The sequence below is a fragment of the Afipia sp. GAS231 genome (assembly GCF_900103365.1).
Lineage (GTDB): Bacteria > Pseudomonadota > Alphaproteobacteria > Rhizobiales > Xanthobacteraceae > Bradyrhizobium.
Window position 1 is genome coordinate 4,591,821 of record NZ_LT629703.1, and the last position, 15,940, is coordinate 4,607,760.

Here is a 15,940-nt window from a genome sequence, read left to right on the forward strand (position 1 = left end):
GCGAGATAATCGTGCGACGATGTGCTTGTTCAACTGTACTGAGGGCATAACCGAAGAGAATGTGATGAGCTTTTGCCGCCTCGCGAATGCAAACGGGACGGCTCACACTAGAGATGCATTTTCTACAGCTGTTATCGCGTCGTAAAAAAGCTTTGACTGCAGATATCGCCGCGGTCAGATAATTCGATTGCGATACCAAATGAGGTGAGCAAAAGAAGTTTTTAAATCTACGTGGGCCTCCGGCTCAAAATCCACGGCGCGGACAATTTCGACATCGACCAAATCTTCATTCGCGTCATCGGCATAGAGTCGACCTCAGCACCAAGCTGGGCCAGCGCATCTGCAACAGCTGAAACGACAGCATTTGCGCCGGCAATGCATCCGCCTTCGCCCATGCCCTTGACGCCTTCCCAGTTCGCGGAGGACGGTGTAATAATGTGCGTCATCTCCACCTCAACCGTGTCTTTTGCCGTAGGCAAGGCGTAATCCATAAATGAACCTGTGATCGGTTGATCGTTTTCGTCGTAAACGAACTGCTCCAATAGCGCCATGCCGATTCCTTGAACGACCCCACCCACGAACTGCCCCTCTACGATCATTGGATTGATCATCACGCCGCAGTCTTCCGCAGCGATGATGCGCTCCAGTTGCACCTCGCCCGTCTCGGGCCAAACCAATATGGCGGCCACGACCGAAGCGTTGGAGAAGCTTGATTTCTCTGAACTGTAGGACTTCGTTGCCTCAAACGTGGGCTCCATGCCTGGCGGCAGCCCTGTGCGGAGAAGGCCGATGCGAACCAGATCGGCCACCGACATTTTTGGATCGTCCTCCCCGACGCGCCATATTTTTCCACCTGTTATAACCAGATCGTTGACGCTAGCCTGCAACAAAACGGCCGCGACTTCGAGTACCTGTTGCTTTACTGCCTGCGCAGCTCGGCCGACAGCGCCACCGATGATAATAGCGGTTCGACTGGCGCGCGTTCCACCAATGCTCAATGGCGCATGGGCCGAGTCGGTCCAGCTGACGGCCACGTCATCAAGCTCGAGACCAAGGGAATCCGCGGCGACCTGCGCCATCGTTGTCTCAATCCCTTGCCCAATCGACGGGGCTCCGAACGTTATAGTCGCCTTGCCCTCGCGATCGATCACTACGCGCGCGGCATCATGTGACTGGAACCCTGGACCTGCGCCAGACGCTTCAACTAGGTTACCGATGCCGATTCCGCGTATCGCCCCTTCCGGCGGCGGCGGCATCTCACGCAAAGCGCACGCAAACTGTCGACGCGCAACCGACATCGTTTCGAGGAAGCTGACGTCACTAAGGTGCCAACCAACAATGGAATTGGAGGGAAGATCCTCCGATCGGATTATGTTCCGCTCGCGCAGTTCGAACCGGTCAACCCCAAACTCGCGCGCAGCCTTATCGATCAGCAACTCGCGCGCGCAGTTTCCCGCCACATCTCCGATCCCCCGGTAGGGAGCAATAGGCGATTTGTTGGATAGACGTATTGTCACGTCGTATGAGTACGCTCCGATCTTGTAGCCTCCCGGGATGGCCTGGGCCGCACGATACGCTTCGGTCAGACAGGTGCCACTATTGAAAGAGTATGCACCGGCGTCCCCGACTAGAACGGCGCGCAAGCCAAGAAACTCGCACGAGTCATTCAGCGCCAATTCAAGTTTTATCTCCTGATCCCGCGAATGCGGCGCGGCAACCAGGTTCTCGCGACGATCTTCGACCCACTTCACCGGCTTTCCAAGTTTCATCGATGCTAGAGCGACAGCGACCTCTTCAACATGGGTCGGGATTTTTTGACCAAACCCGCCGCCGATGTCCTGCATGACGATACGAATGCGGCTCTCGGGCAAGCCGACGGCTGCCGCTAGGTCGCTGCGCAGGCGATGCGGCACTTGGGTCGAGGCCCAAACCATAAGCTCTCGGGAAAATGGATCAAAGCTCGCGATGCAGCCCCGCGCTTCCAGTGGACACGCCAATTGCCGGGCATTTCGAAAGGACGAAGACACGATCTTCGTCGCGTTGGAAAAGGCGTTGTCGATCTCTCCCCACTGCTTAGTCTCGCGAAAAACAATGTTATCCGGGATATGGTCGAAGAGAGGTATCTTGGAACCGTCGACTGGTTCGTAGTCGACGACGACCAATTCTGAGGCATCGTCAGCGGCATACCGGTTCTCGGCCACTACAATCCCCAATGGCTCTCCCACGAAGCGCACGCGATCTACGGCAAGTACCGGTTGACGGGTGACCTTCAGGTTCGGATGTTTAGAAAGCCAGAGGGTCGCGCGCGGCAAGTCATTTGCCGTAAGAATCGCCTCGACACCGGGAACGCCGAGGGCAGAGCTGACATCTATCCCTCGCACGCGGGCGTCTGGAAGATCAGAGCGGATAAAAACCGCGACCGACATCCGAGGCAGTGAAACATCCGCGAGGTAGCGCCCTCGCCCTGTCAGAAATCTCGGATCCTCGCGGCGAAGCGGAGATGTTCCGACCGAGCGCTCAGCGCCAGAAGTGGGAGCCTTCGAGTGATCTACCATAACTTCACCTGCCATAATGCAGAACGAGGGAAGACCCAAAGCCACAAAGCCGATAGGCACCGAGCCCGAGCCGTCCATCGTCCGGCTAAACTGTAAAGTATTTTAAGCTTGAAACATATTGCTTTTTGCTGAATAATGTAAGCCCGTCGCCCATGCAAAAATGCATGTGACCTGGAGCAGTTACCTGGAGCAGTGCTAAATGATTGCATGTGGCTCCCGCCAGACTTTGTTGGTTTACTTAAGGACCGATCGATGACCAATCTCGAAGCGCAGCCAAGACAGCATGAGGGAAACCACGTCGCTGCAGCATCTCGGCCATTTGAACTCGAAAAGTATGTTCAGCCTGCGCTGTACGTCGCTGGTTGGGTGGGTCTTGTTGTAGCTGCGTTGGCGTGCATGCTGCCGGTCTTGATAGTGATCGTCGGCGGTTTGAGCGATGGCAATATTTTCACGGCTTTTCATTTTTCGATCGCTCCGTGGCAGCGCGCTTTCGAGAGTGAGCAGACGCTCTATTCCATGATGTATTCGGTTCTTCTCGCGTTGCGAAATCCGGTCGGGATTGCCATAGCGTTCGTTATCGCGTGGTACCTCGCGAGGAACGATGTTTTTGGCAAGAACGTTATCATGGGGGGGCTGTGGCTCGCGTTCTTTTTGCCAATCCTACCAGTCACGCTTGGTTGGATCGTTTTGCTCGATCCGAATTATGGCATTTTGAACGAGGTTACGCTCTATTTCTTTGGAGTGAAGTACTTCAATATTTATTCTCTGTTCGGAATAAGTTGGGTTCATCTCAGCCTCAGTACGATTCCTATCATGGTCATTTTGATCGAACCGGCGCAGCGCTTTATTGACTCTTCGTACGAGGAGGCATCGACAATGTCGGGGGCCGGAGTTTCCACGACACTGTGGCGGATCACGCTGCCGCTTCTCGCCCCAACGCTACTGACGGTTTTCATCGCCGGCGTGATTCGGTCCCTCGAATCCTTCGAGGTTGAGGAGATTTTGGGTTTGCCGGCGGGAGTCCTTGTCTATTCGACCCGTGTCTTTAATTTGCTGCGCATGGCGCCGCCGGACGAAGCGCAATCGATGGCGCTCAGCACCTTCTTTCTTTTGGTGCTCGTCTTCCTAGTTGTCTGTTATCGCATGTTTCTTGACCGCTCGCGAACCGTGGCGACCATGACCGGTAAGGGTGGTAAGTTCCTTCCTAAACCGCGTACGAGGACGTCTTATTTCATTTCAGCGATACTCTTTCTATTCCTTGCCGCCACAGTCCTGCTCCCTTTCTCGATGGTCGTTCTCAGTTCGTTTAGCAACCTGTTCGGCTTTTTTGATATTCCTCATCCATGGACGGTGCGGCACTGGACCGACGTTCTTTCGAGCTCCGAATTTTTGAGTGCGCTCTATCAGTCATCCCTAATCGGCGTAGTGGTCTCGGTGGCCGGCACCATCGTCTATTTTTCATTGGCCTGGTTTATCGCGCGTAACCAGTTTTACGGGAAATCGGCTCTGTCACTTGCTATTTGGCTGCCGTGGGCATTGCCAGGTGTTTTGCTTGGTATGGCGTGCTTGACGCTCTTTCTGAATGTGCCGGGGCTTCGCGGGATAAATGGTTCGGCTGTCGGTCTGATTATCGTACTTCTGATTCAAGGGCTCCCGCTGGCAACGCACATGTTTGAAGCGTCTACGGGGCAGATCTCTCGGGAGCTCGAGGAGTCGTCCTTGATGAGCGGCGCGGGAATGATCGAAACGGTCTATCGCATCACTGCGCCCATAATTGCGCCGATGATCGCGAGCGTCTTCGTTATCTCGTTCATGATGGCTGTCAAGGACATTAGCGCCACGGTGCTTTTGGCTGCGCCAGGCGCTGAAACGTTGCCCTTGCTCATGTTTGGGTACGCGCTCTCGGGTCGCCTGGAGGCCGCTTCAGTAGTTGGTGTCATCACCGTATTGATTGCGCTGGTGATGGCGGTTTTCGTCATCCGAATGGGCGAGCAGAACTCAATTAAGTAACGATGTGCCTCGAAGCATTAGCTTTGACAAATCTTGGATATAACGCATGAAGTTGGTCATCACTGAGCTTAGAAAAGACTATCATCGCGACATCAAAGGCCTTTCCGAAAGCGATAGACCCGCGCTGAATGGTGTTAGTCTGACGATTAATGAGGGTGATTTTTTCACCCTTTTGGGTCCATCGGGTTGCGGGAAAACAACTCTTCTCCGATGTATCGCGGGGCTTGAGCAACCCGATAGCGGAGAAATCACGCTGGGGGACCAGGTGCTTTTTTCTTCGGCAAAACGTACGAGTGTGCCACCCAGCCGCCGTGGACTTGGAATGGTTTTTCAGTCGTACGCAATCTGGCCCCACATGAACGCGGCGGAGAATGTTGCGTATCCTCTCACGGTGGGTGCGAGGCGAGGCTCCTTTTCAAAAGCCGAGATTGGGAAGCGGGTTTCCGATAACCTGAGCCTAGTCCAGATCGGTCACTTGGCCGAGCGCAGGGCCACGAAGCTTTCGGGCGGACAGCAACAGAGACTCGCGCTCGCTCGCGCTCTTGTCAGTCAGCCGCCCGTGCTGCTCTTAGATGAACCGCTTTCCAATCTTGACACGCAGTTGCGCGAGGATCTGCGCATCGAGCTAGTGCGCCTCCAGGCGCAACTCGGTGTCACATCAGTATACGTTACTCACGATCAATCCGAAGCGCTGGTCATGTCCTCATCCGTGGCGATTTTGCGCGAGGGAAGTATCGAGCAAATAGACGCGCCTGAAGCCTTGTATGATTACCCGCGTAATCAATTTATCGCTTCCTTTTTAGGATCTGCAAATTTGATGAAAGTGCAGATCATCGCCACAAAAGAAAGCAAGTTGGTCCATGGCGAAAATGGTTTTCGATTTGAAACCAGGACGAACTGGGGTGCGCCTTTTACGGCATACGGACGTTTTCCAATGCAGGAGGGTACCCAAGCCACCGCAGCGATTAGAGCTGAGGGAATTAGCTTATCCTCACCGCAGCCCAACGGAGATCCGAATTGGTTAGGAAAAATTGAGACGGTACAGTTCTTGGGCGATGCGTTTGAGTACCGGCTAGTTGTGGGAGGTCAGATGCTTAGGGCGCGGTGTGGGCGCAGCAACAGGTTCTCTGTCGGCGACCAGGTGCAAATTGGACTTCGTGATCGGGCATGTACGGTTCTTGTTGACTGAAAGATCGCATGGATTTGGCCCTGTGCAAGAGTGACGCGCGAGATAGGAATTTGGGATGACGCAAAGCACGAGGCCAATCGGGGACACGGGTATAGGCGCGCCGGTGAAACGTGTAGAGGATGGACGTCTTCTAACCGGCCGCGGGCGCTACGCGGACGATCTGCATCCGAGAGATGTGGTATTCGCCTCTGTCTTGCGTTCTCCTCATGCGCATGCCGTCATACGCGGCATTGATGTCAGTGATGCGCTGACAGCACCCGACGTTCTTCTGATTCTGACGGGCGAAGATATCCTCCGCGAGAAAGTCGGAGGATTGCCCTGCGTGTGGACGCCGCCGATGACCGTCGGTAAGCCTTTCGTACCCGAGCAACCGCTGCTCGCTATCGGAAAGGTGCGGCATGTCGGCGACCCTGTCGCTTTTATTGTCGCGAAGACGATGAACGCCGCAAGAGACGCTTCTGAACGGATTGTGGTCGATTATGATCCGCTCCCCGCCGTCACGCTTAGCGACGCGAATGAGGACAATGCTTCGAAGGTTTGGGACGAAGCTCAGGGCAATGTTAGCTTTGCTCTGGAAGCTGGTGACAGCCGCTTGGTCGATGAACAATTCTCCGCGGCCAAGTATGTAGCGAAGGTGGCGGTACATTACCCACGCGCAAATGGTAGTCCTATCGAGCCACGCTCTTCGATCGCGTTCTACGAGGCCTCCAGCGGTCGATTCTCACTGGTTTCGACCACCCAAGACCCGTTCCAAGTGCGGCATTTTATCTCCCGCTCTCTGCGCATCCCTGCGTACGCCATTAAGGTACAAGCCAATGACATTGGTGGCTCATTTGGCCTCAAGGGGCAGGTTTACCCTGAAGAAGTGCTTGTGGTGTGGGCCGCTTCCAAGCTCAACCTGTCTGTCAAATGGACGGGCGATCGCAGCGAGAATTTTGCTGCGGACATGCATGGGCGCCACCAGATTGCCAACGCAGAAATGGCGCTCGACGCCGATGGCCATGTCCTTGCGCTCCGGACTAACGTCTTGGCGGATATTGGAGCATACCCCGCCTCAGCGTCGGGAGTTCCGCCACTTCAGGGAATCTTGAACTACCCGGGTCCCTATCGAATTCCTCTGATACATTCCAAAGTGCGTGCGATCTTTACAAACACGTGCCAGCTCGGTCCATATCGAGGCACTGGCAAGCCGGAAGCAACCATTGTGTTGGAGCGCCTCATGGAGAAGGCGGCGGCGGAGATTGGAATCGATTCAATTGAGCTCCGACGGCGCAATCTCATTCGCTCGTCGGAGATGCCGTATCGCACTCCGGGTGGTCTTGTTTACGACTGCGGTGATTTTGAGGGCGTGCTCGATAAGGCGCTCGCCCTGGCGAAATGGCAAGAGTTTGAAGGCCGAAAGGCGGATTCCGAGCGCCGCGGTTTGCTTCGAGGAATCGGTCTTTGCTTTCACTGTCAACGCGCGGGCCAAGCTTCTGAAAGAATGGAGGTCCGCATCGGAGAAAACGGGGCTGTCGCTATCTACGCAGGTACGTTCGCGACCGGACAAGGCCATGAGACGATGTTTGCACAGATGGTGTCTTCTTGGCTCGGCGTTCCTATCGAGGAAGTGCGTCTGTTTCACGGCGACACCGATCAGGTTCTGTTCGGCCGCGGCTCATTTGCCCAGCGCTCGATGAGTACGGGTGGTGCGGCATTGAAAGTTGCCGTTGATGAGGTAATACGCAAAGCTCGTCGGATAACCGCTTGGGCGATGAAAGTCACGGAGGACGACGTCGTCTTTGAGAATGCGCATTTCCTCGTCAAGGGGACCAACCGTGGGCTGAGCTTTCACGAGGTAGCCGAAAGATCTTATATTCCGGAGGGCCTCCCGGCTGAATTCGGCGTTGGCCTCGACGCTATAGGCAGCGATCCTGGACCGTGCACTTTCCCCAACGGCTGCATGATTGCTGAGGTCGAGATCGATCCTGAGACCGGTGTCACAAGACTTGATCGTATCTATTCCGTCGACGATTCCGGCACCGCTATCAATCCCCTTACTCTCGATGGTCAATTGCACGGCTCGATCGCACAAGGCGTTGGTGAGGGGCTTCTGGAATCAGTGCTCTACGAGCCGGGCACCGCGCAGCTGTTGACGGGCTCTTTTATGGATTACGCCATGCCCCGTGCGGACTTCATGCCTGACATTGTATCTCGGTGGGCACCGGTGCCTACAAAACTCAATCCGATAGGGGCCAAGGGCGGGAGCGAGGCAGGCAATACCGCTGGACCCGCCGCCATAATCAATGCCGTGCTTAATGCACTGTCGCCGTACGGAATCACTGATATCGCCGTTCCCGCGGTACCCCACAAGGTTTGGCGTGCCATCCGTGATGCGGAAGCGCAAGCTCGAAACAGTGCTTGACCGAAAGTAATAGTGTGATCGATCGATAAGTTAACGAGGTGTGGAGCGAAAGATGTGACCAGCTCGGACATCCCACTCAAGGCATCTAGCTTGTCTGTTTCGAGCTTGGGGAGGCATTACCCCATTCCTGAAAGTGTGGACCGAGGTGAAGCGTCTGTTGCTGAAACACGTTGGCAGACCAAATACGATTATGGCACGATATTCTATTCGCCCGCGAAACGTTCGAGAGAACATATCGATCTAGAACATCATCTTGTCGGAGTGAATCTCACTCCCGGGATCGTAGATACGCGCCTCAACGCCGCGAGGTGGTCGAGTAATGTAATGCTATCAGGATCACTTTATTTCGTCGCCGCCGGCTCCACTATCCAAGTTAGAAAAGAAAAATCGCTCGATTGCGAACTTGCCAGTATCGATGTCGGTTCCGCTAATCGTCTTTTTGAAGAAGCCGGAATTGTGGGGCCGTTACCCGCTTTTTCGTTTAATCTAATCGACCCGTTGGTCGAAGCGCACGCGCGGCAGCTTAGGAGGATGCTCCTGCAGGAGGACAAAGATGTGCCCCTCGTCGCGGCGAGCTTCGTGCTCCAGGCGATTGGCCGTCTTATGAAATGCAACGAGATGCAAGCCAAGACGCGTCGCTATCGGCTTGCACCCCAGCAGATCCGCGCGGCTTTAGAGTTTATCGAGGAGAACCTCGCATCTTCGCTATCAGTCGAGGAGCTTGCGCAACATGCGACCGGACTAAGTGGTTTCTTTTTTGCACATGCGTTTACCGAGATGTTAGGAAACTCTCCGCATCAATACGTTCTTGCTCGTCGCCTCTCCCGAGCGTACGAGCTGATCGCGAAGGGAAAACACCCCCTGGCTGAGATCGCATACACGGTCGGATTCTCAAGCCAAGCTCACATGACGACGGCATTTTATAAACGATTTGGCGTCACACCGGGTGCGCTTCGGCGAATCCTGTCATGAAGTTTCTGCTGCGGATTGCCTCGCCTGACCTATTGAGAAGAGCATGAGAGCTGGGTTGCGGCGACGGCTTCGCTTGGGTCGATCTAAAATCGGCCTGTTCAGGTTCGTGGTGTGGGTCCGCGCGCTTAGGAAAACGCACGATGACGATCTCCTAGCCGCCGGTCTTAAAATGGTGGAGACCGCCGCCCGTCGGAGCGGCTCTAGTTGGTTTGGCCTGTTGAATTGGTGGCAGAAGACGAAGAAATGATGTCCGCCAATCACCGAGAGCGCCAGTTCATGCAGCACCTGCGGGGCGCGGGATGGGTAAAGGCCATCGCGCTGCCGGATAGCCCGAAGCTGATTGCGAGCCTTCTAAACAAGGGCTGGATTGAAAGCAGCCACAGCGGGAGCAGTGTGGCGTACCGCATCACACATGCGGGTCTTGCGGCGAAGTCGACCCCAGTGAAGCTATAGTCGGCCGGCGGAAGCGGCGTGGCGCATACTGTAGCAGCTGCGGACATGAGGCTGCGCAGGTGATACCCAAGAGCGGAGGGATGGATCACTTTTGAAATCTGGGACCAATCGGCTGTGATGCTATGAAAAACCAACCCCGTAATAAGCGTTTGAAAGTCGGCTCTAGGTTTAGGTTATCCGCGCTGGGAATCGAACGTTGCCCCAGGCTTAAGAGCTGCGCAGGCATAATCGTCGGATTAAGTCCCACCGGGTCTTCCTTTCGGGTCCTTTTGGATGGCCGGAAACAGGCTGTGACGCTGCACGAAAGCTATATCGAGCTGGACCCACCTAGCGGGGCTCTTCATCGCCAAATTGTTACGTAACGTAGCTTACTAAATTAGCACACATTACTGCCGCCAGACATCCCGCTGGTCCAGTAATGAAGAAGCGGTGCGTCCGCTGCCGTAGGGTTTAGAGAGCAATTTTCCGAGATGCCAACCGCTAACGACCGCGGCGACCTGCAGATCGACTATGCCCGGCCACCGGCGCAGAACGCCGATCGGTATCGAAGTGAATCTGGCTCGGCAGCGCCACGGGAGAAATAGCGGTTCGACGCGTGGTTTAAAGCATGTGGTTCGGCTGCCAGAGGTTAGTATCTCGAAGCAGTTCCCCTTCGGGCGACATTTAAGTACCAAACTCGAAAAACTGGCGCCGCGGGCGGCAGACCGACAGAGTCGGGTAAATATCTTCCAAAAAGCTGCTAACGAGGTAGTTTAAGCTTAAACTATTTTGTGGAGTGACGATGCTCTTGATGATAGGAGTGCGTAGGCAAAATTCTCGCATGGAACGGAGACGGCATCGTTATGTCAGCGTCGACCGATTTGGCAGCAATCATCGTCAGCAGTTCCACCGCTCGTAACGTCGAGTTCTATCGTGGTGGTGACTATATGCGCCAGAGGAAGATCGAAGGTCTCCTTGCCGAACCTCACGAAATCGCGCTCGACCCCACGCGCTGCCCAGCCTAGATATCGAATTAGAATATCGTCTTTGGCTCCGACGAAGCCGAATAGCAACACGCGCAAAGCTTTCCGACCAGGATGCAAAATGTCTGCACAACGCCGATTTGCCCACTATCTCGGAACGAAAAAAGCGATCAACCTTACCGCCGACCAGATATTGCACGAGCTCGCCAAGGAGATTACGGCATTCGAGGTACGAGGGGGAAACCCGTCACCGTCAGCACCAGACGATGTATACGGCGCGCTATCCAATCCTGAACACCAGACATCCATCGACGATCTTCTGGATACGTCGGTCAATTCCGTTGCCTACGCACGAGTGGCTATCTCTCAAGCGACCGATTCGTGCGTCCACATCGAGAACGGATCCCGCAATGCGGCGACATCTTCAGAAGCCGTCAGGGCTTCCATTGCCGAAATCTCTTTACAATCGAAATCCGCTGCACAGACGATCAGTCAAATAACTGCAAACGTCGAATTGGCGTTGGTCAATTCCGGTACGCTCGCCACTGCGGTCGAGAAGATATCATCGGTCGTTTCGCTCATAAGGAAGATAGCCAGCCAAACGAATCTGCTCGCACTAAATGCCACCATCGAGGCGGCGCGAGCCGGTGAAATCGGCCGCGGATTTGCTGTCGTAGCGACCGAAGTCAAGGCTCTGGCAAAGCAGACTTCCGGCGCGACCGAAGACATCGCGTTACAGGTGGCGCAGATCCAGTCCGCCTCGCAGGAGTCACTGAAATCCGTCAAGTCCATAACCGGCGACATTCGGGGCATGAGCGAAAGGCTCGCCGCCATCGCCGATTTGGTTGCCCGACAGGAATCCTCGACGAGCGATGTCGTGCAGGCACTCGAGGCATGCACGGGCGGACTTCGCGAGCTGCGCGACGCCCTGGGAAGCATGGAGAAGGGGGCGACGATCAGCACGACACGGCTGGAGCGGATTAGATCTTTATATCAGGATATCACGGCCCCGCTTAGCCCAGCGTAATACCCAAAAGCCGACAAGTTTTTGTCGGGTGCCTTATGGATATTCGCCCCCGTGGCTTCGATCTCGTCGAGCTTGGCTGCCAAGTGTGCTTGCACGTTTTTGAACACATCAAGCACCATGGCTAAGTTCAGTGCCCCGCCACAGAACAACCTGTGAACGAATAGCAACGTTGCGAGAGTGTCACATTGATTGAACGTCTCGCTCACGCTTCGTACTGGATACTTTTCTTAGCCGGCGTCGTTGTTGCCGTGCTCGGCAGTTTTCACATAGTCGGCACCACGCCGGAGGAGCAGGCCGTAACACTCGCCGTCGGACTTGGGTTGTGGGCAATTGGATGGGTCGGGCGGTACGTCCTGCTAGGGCGTTGGTTACCCTAGCGCCACGCATTCATGCATCGCCGGAGCCCGTACCATTCAATTTTCCATGAACCACTTGATGTGTCGCAAGAACTCTTGCTCCGACGTGCATTGCGTTTTCTCAACTCATAATAGGTCGCATATTCGTTGTTCTTCATTGAACAGCCGCTTCATCTTGAACCCTTCGTGCTGGTCCCCATACTTCTCGAAGCTCGTCGAAGTTTTTCAGATAAAGCACTTATTCAGCCGCTCGCTATAATCATTTTTGGTAGCTAACGGTGGTCTGTCCCTTGTCGCTGTTGGTTATGTTTCCACCTCACTCAACTTTAAAAGTTGCGGCGGCCGCAGCGCTCGTGCAAAATATATCGGGCTGATATAATTGAGCCAAAGCGGGCAATGAGATAAGCACGAGGCAGCCGACGATGAGATACTTCATTGGTTGTGATGCTCCCCGCTGGCAATCGTTGCGAAGCCCATCGAGCACGCAAGCCGTATTCGCGCATCAAAAGGTCGGCTTGAGATCGGCGCGACCTTTTTGGGCACGAATCGAATTCATTCAGGCAAAATTGCCCACCACCAGGCCTTCGACACGTTTATCAGCGTTCGGAACTCGCACATAGTTATTTCCCCTATCGGCAGTCCTGAGGTCGCGGACTGAACCGCTTCGACTGCAAGCGGAACGCGTTTCTCGTTGAGCGAGCCCCTTTTCGCCGTCAAAAAAGGATCAACTGTTTCCTACGATCGTTCTCATCTTGGACGCGACAGACAAGATCGCTCTTCTCTATCGAAGCGACCGCATCGAGAGTCGTCAGCTCCATCGTTCCGATCCGGCGTGACATACTCTTTGAGGCAGCCCGTCTTCTTGCCAGAGGACGCGGAGCAAGTACCACATCCCGAGCGTTCTGTTCCGACAGCGGATCGCCCTGATCGATTCGCTGCGCGGACAACTCGCCGAATTTGATCAGCAATCTAGCTCTCAGTTCGTGTTCGAGATTTTGATCTGAATGCTTAGCGCTGGATGGGCAATTCGTAAGCGAGAAGCGGCAACTCTTGGCCGCGGACATCGAAATGCCAAGGTGCCGCAATTCTATTGATAAACTTCATATATCACCGGCGATGGCGCTTTTATATTGGACCAACGCTTCGGTCCTTACTATCCGCCGGATCGCAGCGCGCTTGCGCGCCGTCGGTCCGCCCTGATAGGCGTTCCTCCCAAGACTAGGCTCGGCCACTAAAGTGGTCGGGCCATTTTTTAGCGCAAGACGTGATGCTCGGGCACGGACCTTCCCTTGGTGTCGTCGGATGGGAATCCGGCGAAGATTTTCGACGTCAGCCTTTTCGGACCGCCGTCTCCGCGTCGTCCGTTCGCCGTTTCTTCGAGATCGGGGGCCCTTGGCGCAGATGGCGTCGGCGGTTCGGGCGGCGGCGAATTCGTCTTCATTAGCCGGCGCTTCGACGATCTCGGCATTGATCGGGTCGAGCGCTTCTCGTTCGAAGGCATAGCTTCCGCCGGCGGTTGTGAAATTTGCGCCTCCGGCGTCACCGCTTTGAACTTCGGCCTTTCATTCTCGACACTTCGGTGTTGATTCAGACTGCGAATGATCGCCGGCGCCTCCCGATTCCAGCGTCTTGATTTGCCGTTCTTCCGGCCGCGCGCGGCGGCATTTTTTCGCTCCGTACTTCCACGCAGGAGTGATGGTACCCAAACCCCCACGGGGATTGATGGTAACCAAGTGCTAAAGCATTTCACTATACCGTGACGCAATTCGTCCCGCCAATTGCGGTCTTGCCCAATCCCCGGAGATCACTGTGAAGCTCAGTAACCTGAAGATTACTCCCAAGCTCGGTATCTTGGTGGGCGTGACGCTGCTCGGCCTCTGTGTTGCCGGTGCGCTGGCCGGTTATCTGATGCAGCGCGAGATGCTGAATGCGCGCCTCGACCAGGCCAAGGCGATTGTCGATATGGGCCTCAGCACGGCTGCCGGGCTCAAGAAAGAAGTCGACGCCGGCAAGATGACCAAGGAGCAGGCAATCGCCGAACTCGGTCGCCGCGGTAATTCCATGACCTACGACAAGGGCGCCGGCTATCTGTTCGGCACCTCGTATGACGGCATCACGTTGCTGTATCCCGATCCCAAACAGATCGGCGTCAACCGCATGGATGCAGTGACCAACGGCAGAAAGCTGTCGCGTGAATTGATAGATGGCGTCCAGGCTCACGGATCGATCCTGGTGTATTATGAATCTGCGAAGCCCGGCGAGGAAAAGCCGATCCGCAAGGTCAGTTACGCCGTCGACGTGCCAGGCTTTGACATGCTGCTCGGGACTGGTGCCTATCTCGACGATCTCGACGCCAAGATGACGCCGATCGCGTGGACCCTGGGCTTTGCCATTCTTGGTATCGCGGTGATCGGCGGCGGCATTGCGTGGCTGATCGGTCGCAGCATCAGCAAGCCGCTCGGCCTGCTTGGCGACCGGATGCAGGCGCTGGCCGACGGCCAACTGGACGGCGAGATTCCCGGCACCGGCCGCGGCGACGAGGTCGGCGCGATGGCGGCAACGGTGCAGATCTTCAAGGACAATGCGATCCGAATTCGCGGGCTCGAAAAGGCCGAAGCGGAAGCGCAGGCGCGTGCTGCGGCGGAGCGCCGTTCAGCAATGGAAAATATCGCCAGCGACTTCGAACGCAGCGTCAACGGCATCGTTCGTTCAGTGGCGTCGGCGGCCGCGGGCATGCAAATCACGGCCCAGTCGATGACCTCCACCGCAAGCGACGCCAGTGCGCGCGCCGCGACCGTTGGCGCGGCGTCGCAAAGCGCCTCTAGTAATGTCGGAACGGTCGCCGCCGCGGCGGAAGAACTGTCGAACTCGGTCACCGAGATCTCGCGCCAGGTGGCGCGTTCGAGCGAGATCGCCAGGAAGGCGGTGAGCGACGCCGAGAGCACCGATGCGACGGTGCGGGCGCTGTCGACCGGTGCCGAGAAGATCGGCGAGGTGGTCAAGCTGATCCACAGCATCGCTGCCCAAACCAATCTTCTGGCGCTCAATGCGACCATCGAAGCAGCCCGCGCCGGCGAGTCCGGCCGCGGATTTGCGGTCGTGGCCTCCGAGGTCAAGGCGCTGGCCAACCAGACCGCCAAGGCGACCGGAGAAATCTCCGCCCAGGTCGCGGCGATGCAAGCCTCGACCAGCGACGCGGTGGTGTCGATCGGCGGCATCACCGAGACCATTGCGCAGATGAGCGAGATCACCGTCAGCATTTCGACCTCGATCGAGCAGCAGGGCGATGCCACTCGCGAGATCGCGCGCAATATTCAGTCGGTCGCGGCCGGCTCCAGCGAGATCAGCACTCATATCGGCGGCGTCACCACGGCGGCCGCCGCTACCGGCAAGGCGGCATCCGACGTGCTCTCGAACGCCCGCGAGCTCGACAATCAGTCCGGCATGCTGCGCAATGCGGTCGATGAATTCCTGAGCAAGGTACGCGCGGCATAAGCCTGCGACATACGCGGCGTCCTCGTTCTGTATGGTTACGTCCCGATTGAAGTCGGGCCGTCGGACGGTCTTGCCGTGTTCGTCGGGCGAGATCGCACCCAGGCCTTCGCGAATACCAGTCGAGGTCCGCCCGGAGTATCTTGCGTCGTTGCCGGCCAGCCAACCTCCCGAAGTGACGGAATGGCAGAAGCCATTGCAGGAGGGGAAGCCGATTGAGGCTTTGCGACGGGATACCCGCGGTGCCGCCAGGGAAGTGTTCGATATGTTCAGGATTGAGTCGATCCTTCAGGCCCCGGTCCTGATTGATGGAAAGCTGCTTGGTCAGGGTTCCGTTGACGATTGCCATGCAGAGAGGTCATTGGCACTCGTCGAAAAGGAAGCCGCGACTGTTCCGGCAGATATGATCGGTGCGGCCATCACGCCTAAAAATCATCTGGAGAACTTGTCCAATGCATCTTCGATCGATTTTCGACAGAAACGTTCCCGCCGCGCCTGGTCCATGTCTCGGACAATGTAG

Annotated in this window: 11 protein-coding genes; 9 read left to right on the forward strand and 2 right to left on the reverse strand. The window is 56.1% G+C overall.

What is annotated here, in order from left to right; translation table 11 throughout:
* Positions 1 to 227 precede the first annotated feature (227 nt).
* The gene (locus BLS26_RS21605; RefSeq protein WP_244541647.1) at positions 228 to 2,426 is read right to left on the reverse strand and encodes a xanthine dehydrogenase family protein molybdopterin-binding subunit; all 2,199 of its coding nucleotides are present in this window, start codon (positions 2,424 to 2,426) and stop codon (positions 228 to 230) included.
* Between the two features lie 381 nt (positions 2,427 to 2,807).
* Here BLS26_RS21605 and BLS26_RS21610 point away from each other — a divergent pair, with 381 nt between their 5' ends.
* The 7 genes from BLS26_RS21610 to BLS26_RS21640 all read left to right on the forward strand — a co-directional run bounded on the left by BLS26_RS21610 (position 2,808) and on the right by BLS26_RS21640 (position 11,572).
* Positions 2,808 to 4,565 carry an iron ABC transporter permease gene (locus BLS26_RS21610; RefSeq protein ID WP_172804658.1) on the forward strand — a complete coding sequence of 586 codons (1,758 nt, stop codon included), beginning with the start codon at positions 2,808 to 2,810 and terminating at the stop codon, positions 4,563 to 4,565.
* Between the two features lie 46 nt (positions 4,566 to 4,611).
* On the forward strand, positions 4,612 to 5,754 hold the full coding sequence (locus tag BLS26_RS21615; RefSeq protein ID WP_092514472.1) for an ABC transporter ATP-binding protein: 1,143 nt from the start codon (positions 4,612 to 4,614) through the stop codon (positions 5,752 to 5,754).
* A gap of 55 nt (positions 5,755 to 5,809) precedes the next feature.
* Entirely contained in the window at positions 5,810 to 8,158 is a 2,349-nt protein-coding gene (locus BLS26_RS21620) for a xanthine dehydrogenase family protein molybdopterin-binding subunit (RefSeq protein WP_092514474.1), read from the forward strand.
* 54 nt (positions 8,159 to 8,212) lie between these two features.
* Positions 8,213 to 9,130: an AraC family transcriptional regulator gene (locus tag BLS26_RS21625; protein ID WP_157676539.1), complete on the forward strand. Its 918-nt coding sequence runs from the start codon at positions 8,213 to 8,215 to the stop codon at positions 9,128 to 9,130.
* A 204-nt stretch (positions 9,131 to 9,334) separates the two neighbouring features.
* Positions 9,335 to 9,583, forward strand: a complete 249-nt coding sequence (locus BLS26_RS21635; protein ID WP_157676540.1) for a hypothetical protein — start codon at positions 9,335 to 9,337, stop codon at positions 9,581 to 9,583.
* 842 nt (positions 9,584 to 10,425) lie between these two features.
* Entirely contained in the window at positions 10,426 to 10,587 is a 162-nt protein-coding gene (locus BLS26_RS36590) for a hypothetical protein (protein WP_210186250.1), read from the forward strand.
* Between the two features lie 79 nt (positions 10,588 to 10,666).
* A complete protein-coding gene (locus tag BLS26_RS21640) occupies positions 10,667 to 11,572 on the forward strand; it encodes a methyl-accepting chemotaxis protein (protein WP_092514482.1) in 906 nt (301 codons plus the stop codon).
* A gap of 1,069 nt (positions 11,573 to 12,641) precedes the next feature.
* Here the strand turns inward: BLS26_RS21640 and BLS26_RS21645 are convergent.
* Positions 12,642 to 12,896, reverse strand: a complete 255-nt coding sequence (locus tag BLS26_RS21645) for a hypothetical protein (protein ID WP_092514484.1) — start codon at positions 12,894 to 12,896, stop codon at positions 12,642 to 12,644.
* A gap of 841 nt (positions 12,897 to 13,737) precedes the next feature.
* On the opposite strand from BLS26_RS21645, the gene BLS26_RS21655 reads away from it, so the two are divergent.
* Positions 13,738 to 15,423, forward strand: coding sequence for a methyl-accepting chemotaxis protein (locus BLS26_RS21655; RefSeq protein ID WP_092514488.1), 1,686 nt, complete (start codon positions 13,738 to 13,740; stop codon positions 15,421 to 15,423).
* A 148-nt stretch (positions 15,424 to 15,571) separates the two neighbouring features.
* A complete protein-coding gene (locus BLS26_RS21660) occupies positions 15,572 to 15,940 on the forward strand; it encodes a hypothetical protein (RefSeq protein WP_157676541.1) in 369 nt (122 codons plus the stop codon).

What these genes read in the sequence shown, in the direction of transcription:
- BLS26_RS21605 (WP_244541647.1), bottom strand. Translation starts at nt 2,426, where the DNA reads ATGTCGGTCGCGGTTTTTATCCGCTCTGATCTTCCAGACGCCCGCGTG.
- BLS26_RS36590 (WP_210186250.1), top strand. Translation starts at nt 10,426, where the DNA reads ATGTCAGCGTCGACCGATTTGGCAGCAATCATCGTCAGCAGTTCCACC.
- BLS26_RS21620 (WP_092514474.1), top strand. Translation starts at nt 5,810, where the DNA reads ATGACGCAAAGCACGAGGCCAATCGGGGACACGGGTATAGGCGCGCCG.
- BLS26_RS21640 (WP_092514482.1), top strand. Translation starts at nt 10,667, where the DNA reads ATGTCTGCACAACGCCGATTTGCCCACTATCTCGGAACGAAAAAAGCG.
- BLS26_RS21610 (WP_172804658.1), top strand. Translation starts at nt 2,808, where the DNA reads ATGACCAATCTCGAAGCGCAGCCAAGACAGCATGAGGGAAACCACGTC.
- BLS26_RS21615 (WP_092514472.1), top strand. Translation starts at nt 4,612, where the DNA reads ATGAAGTTGGTCATCACTGAGCTTAGAAAAGACTATCATCGCGACATC.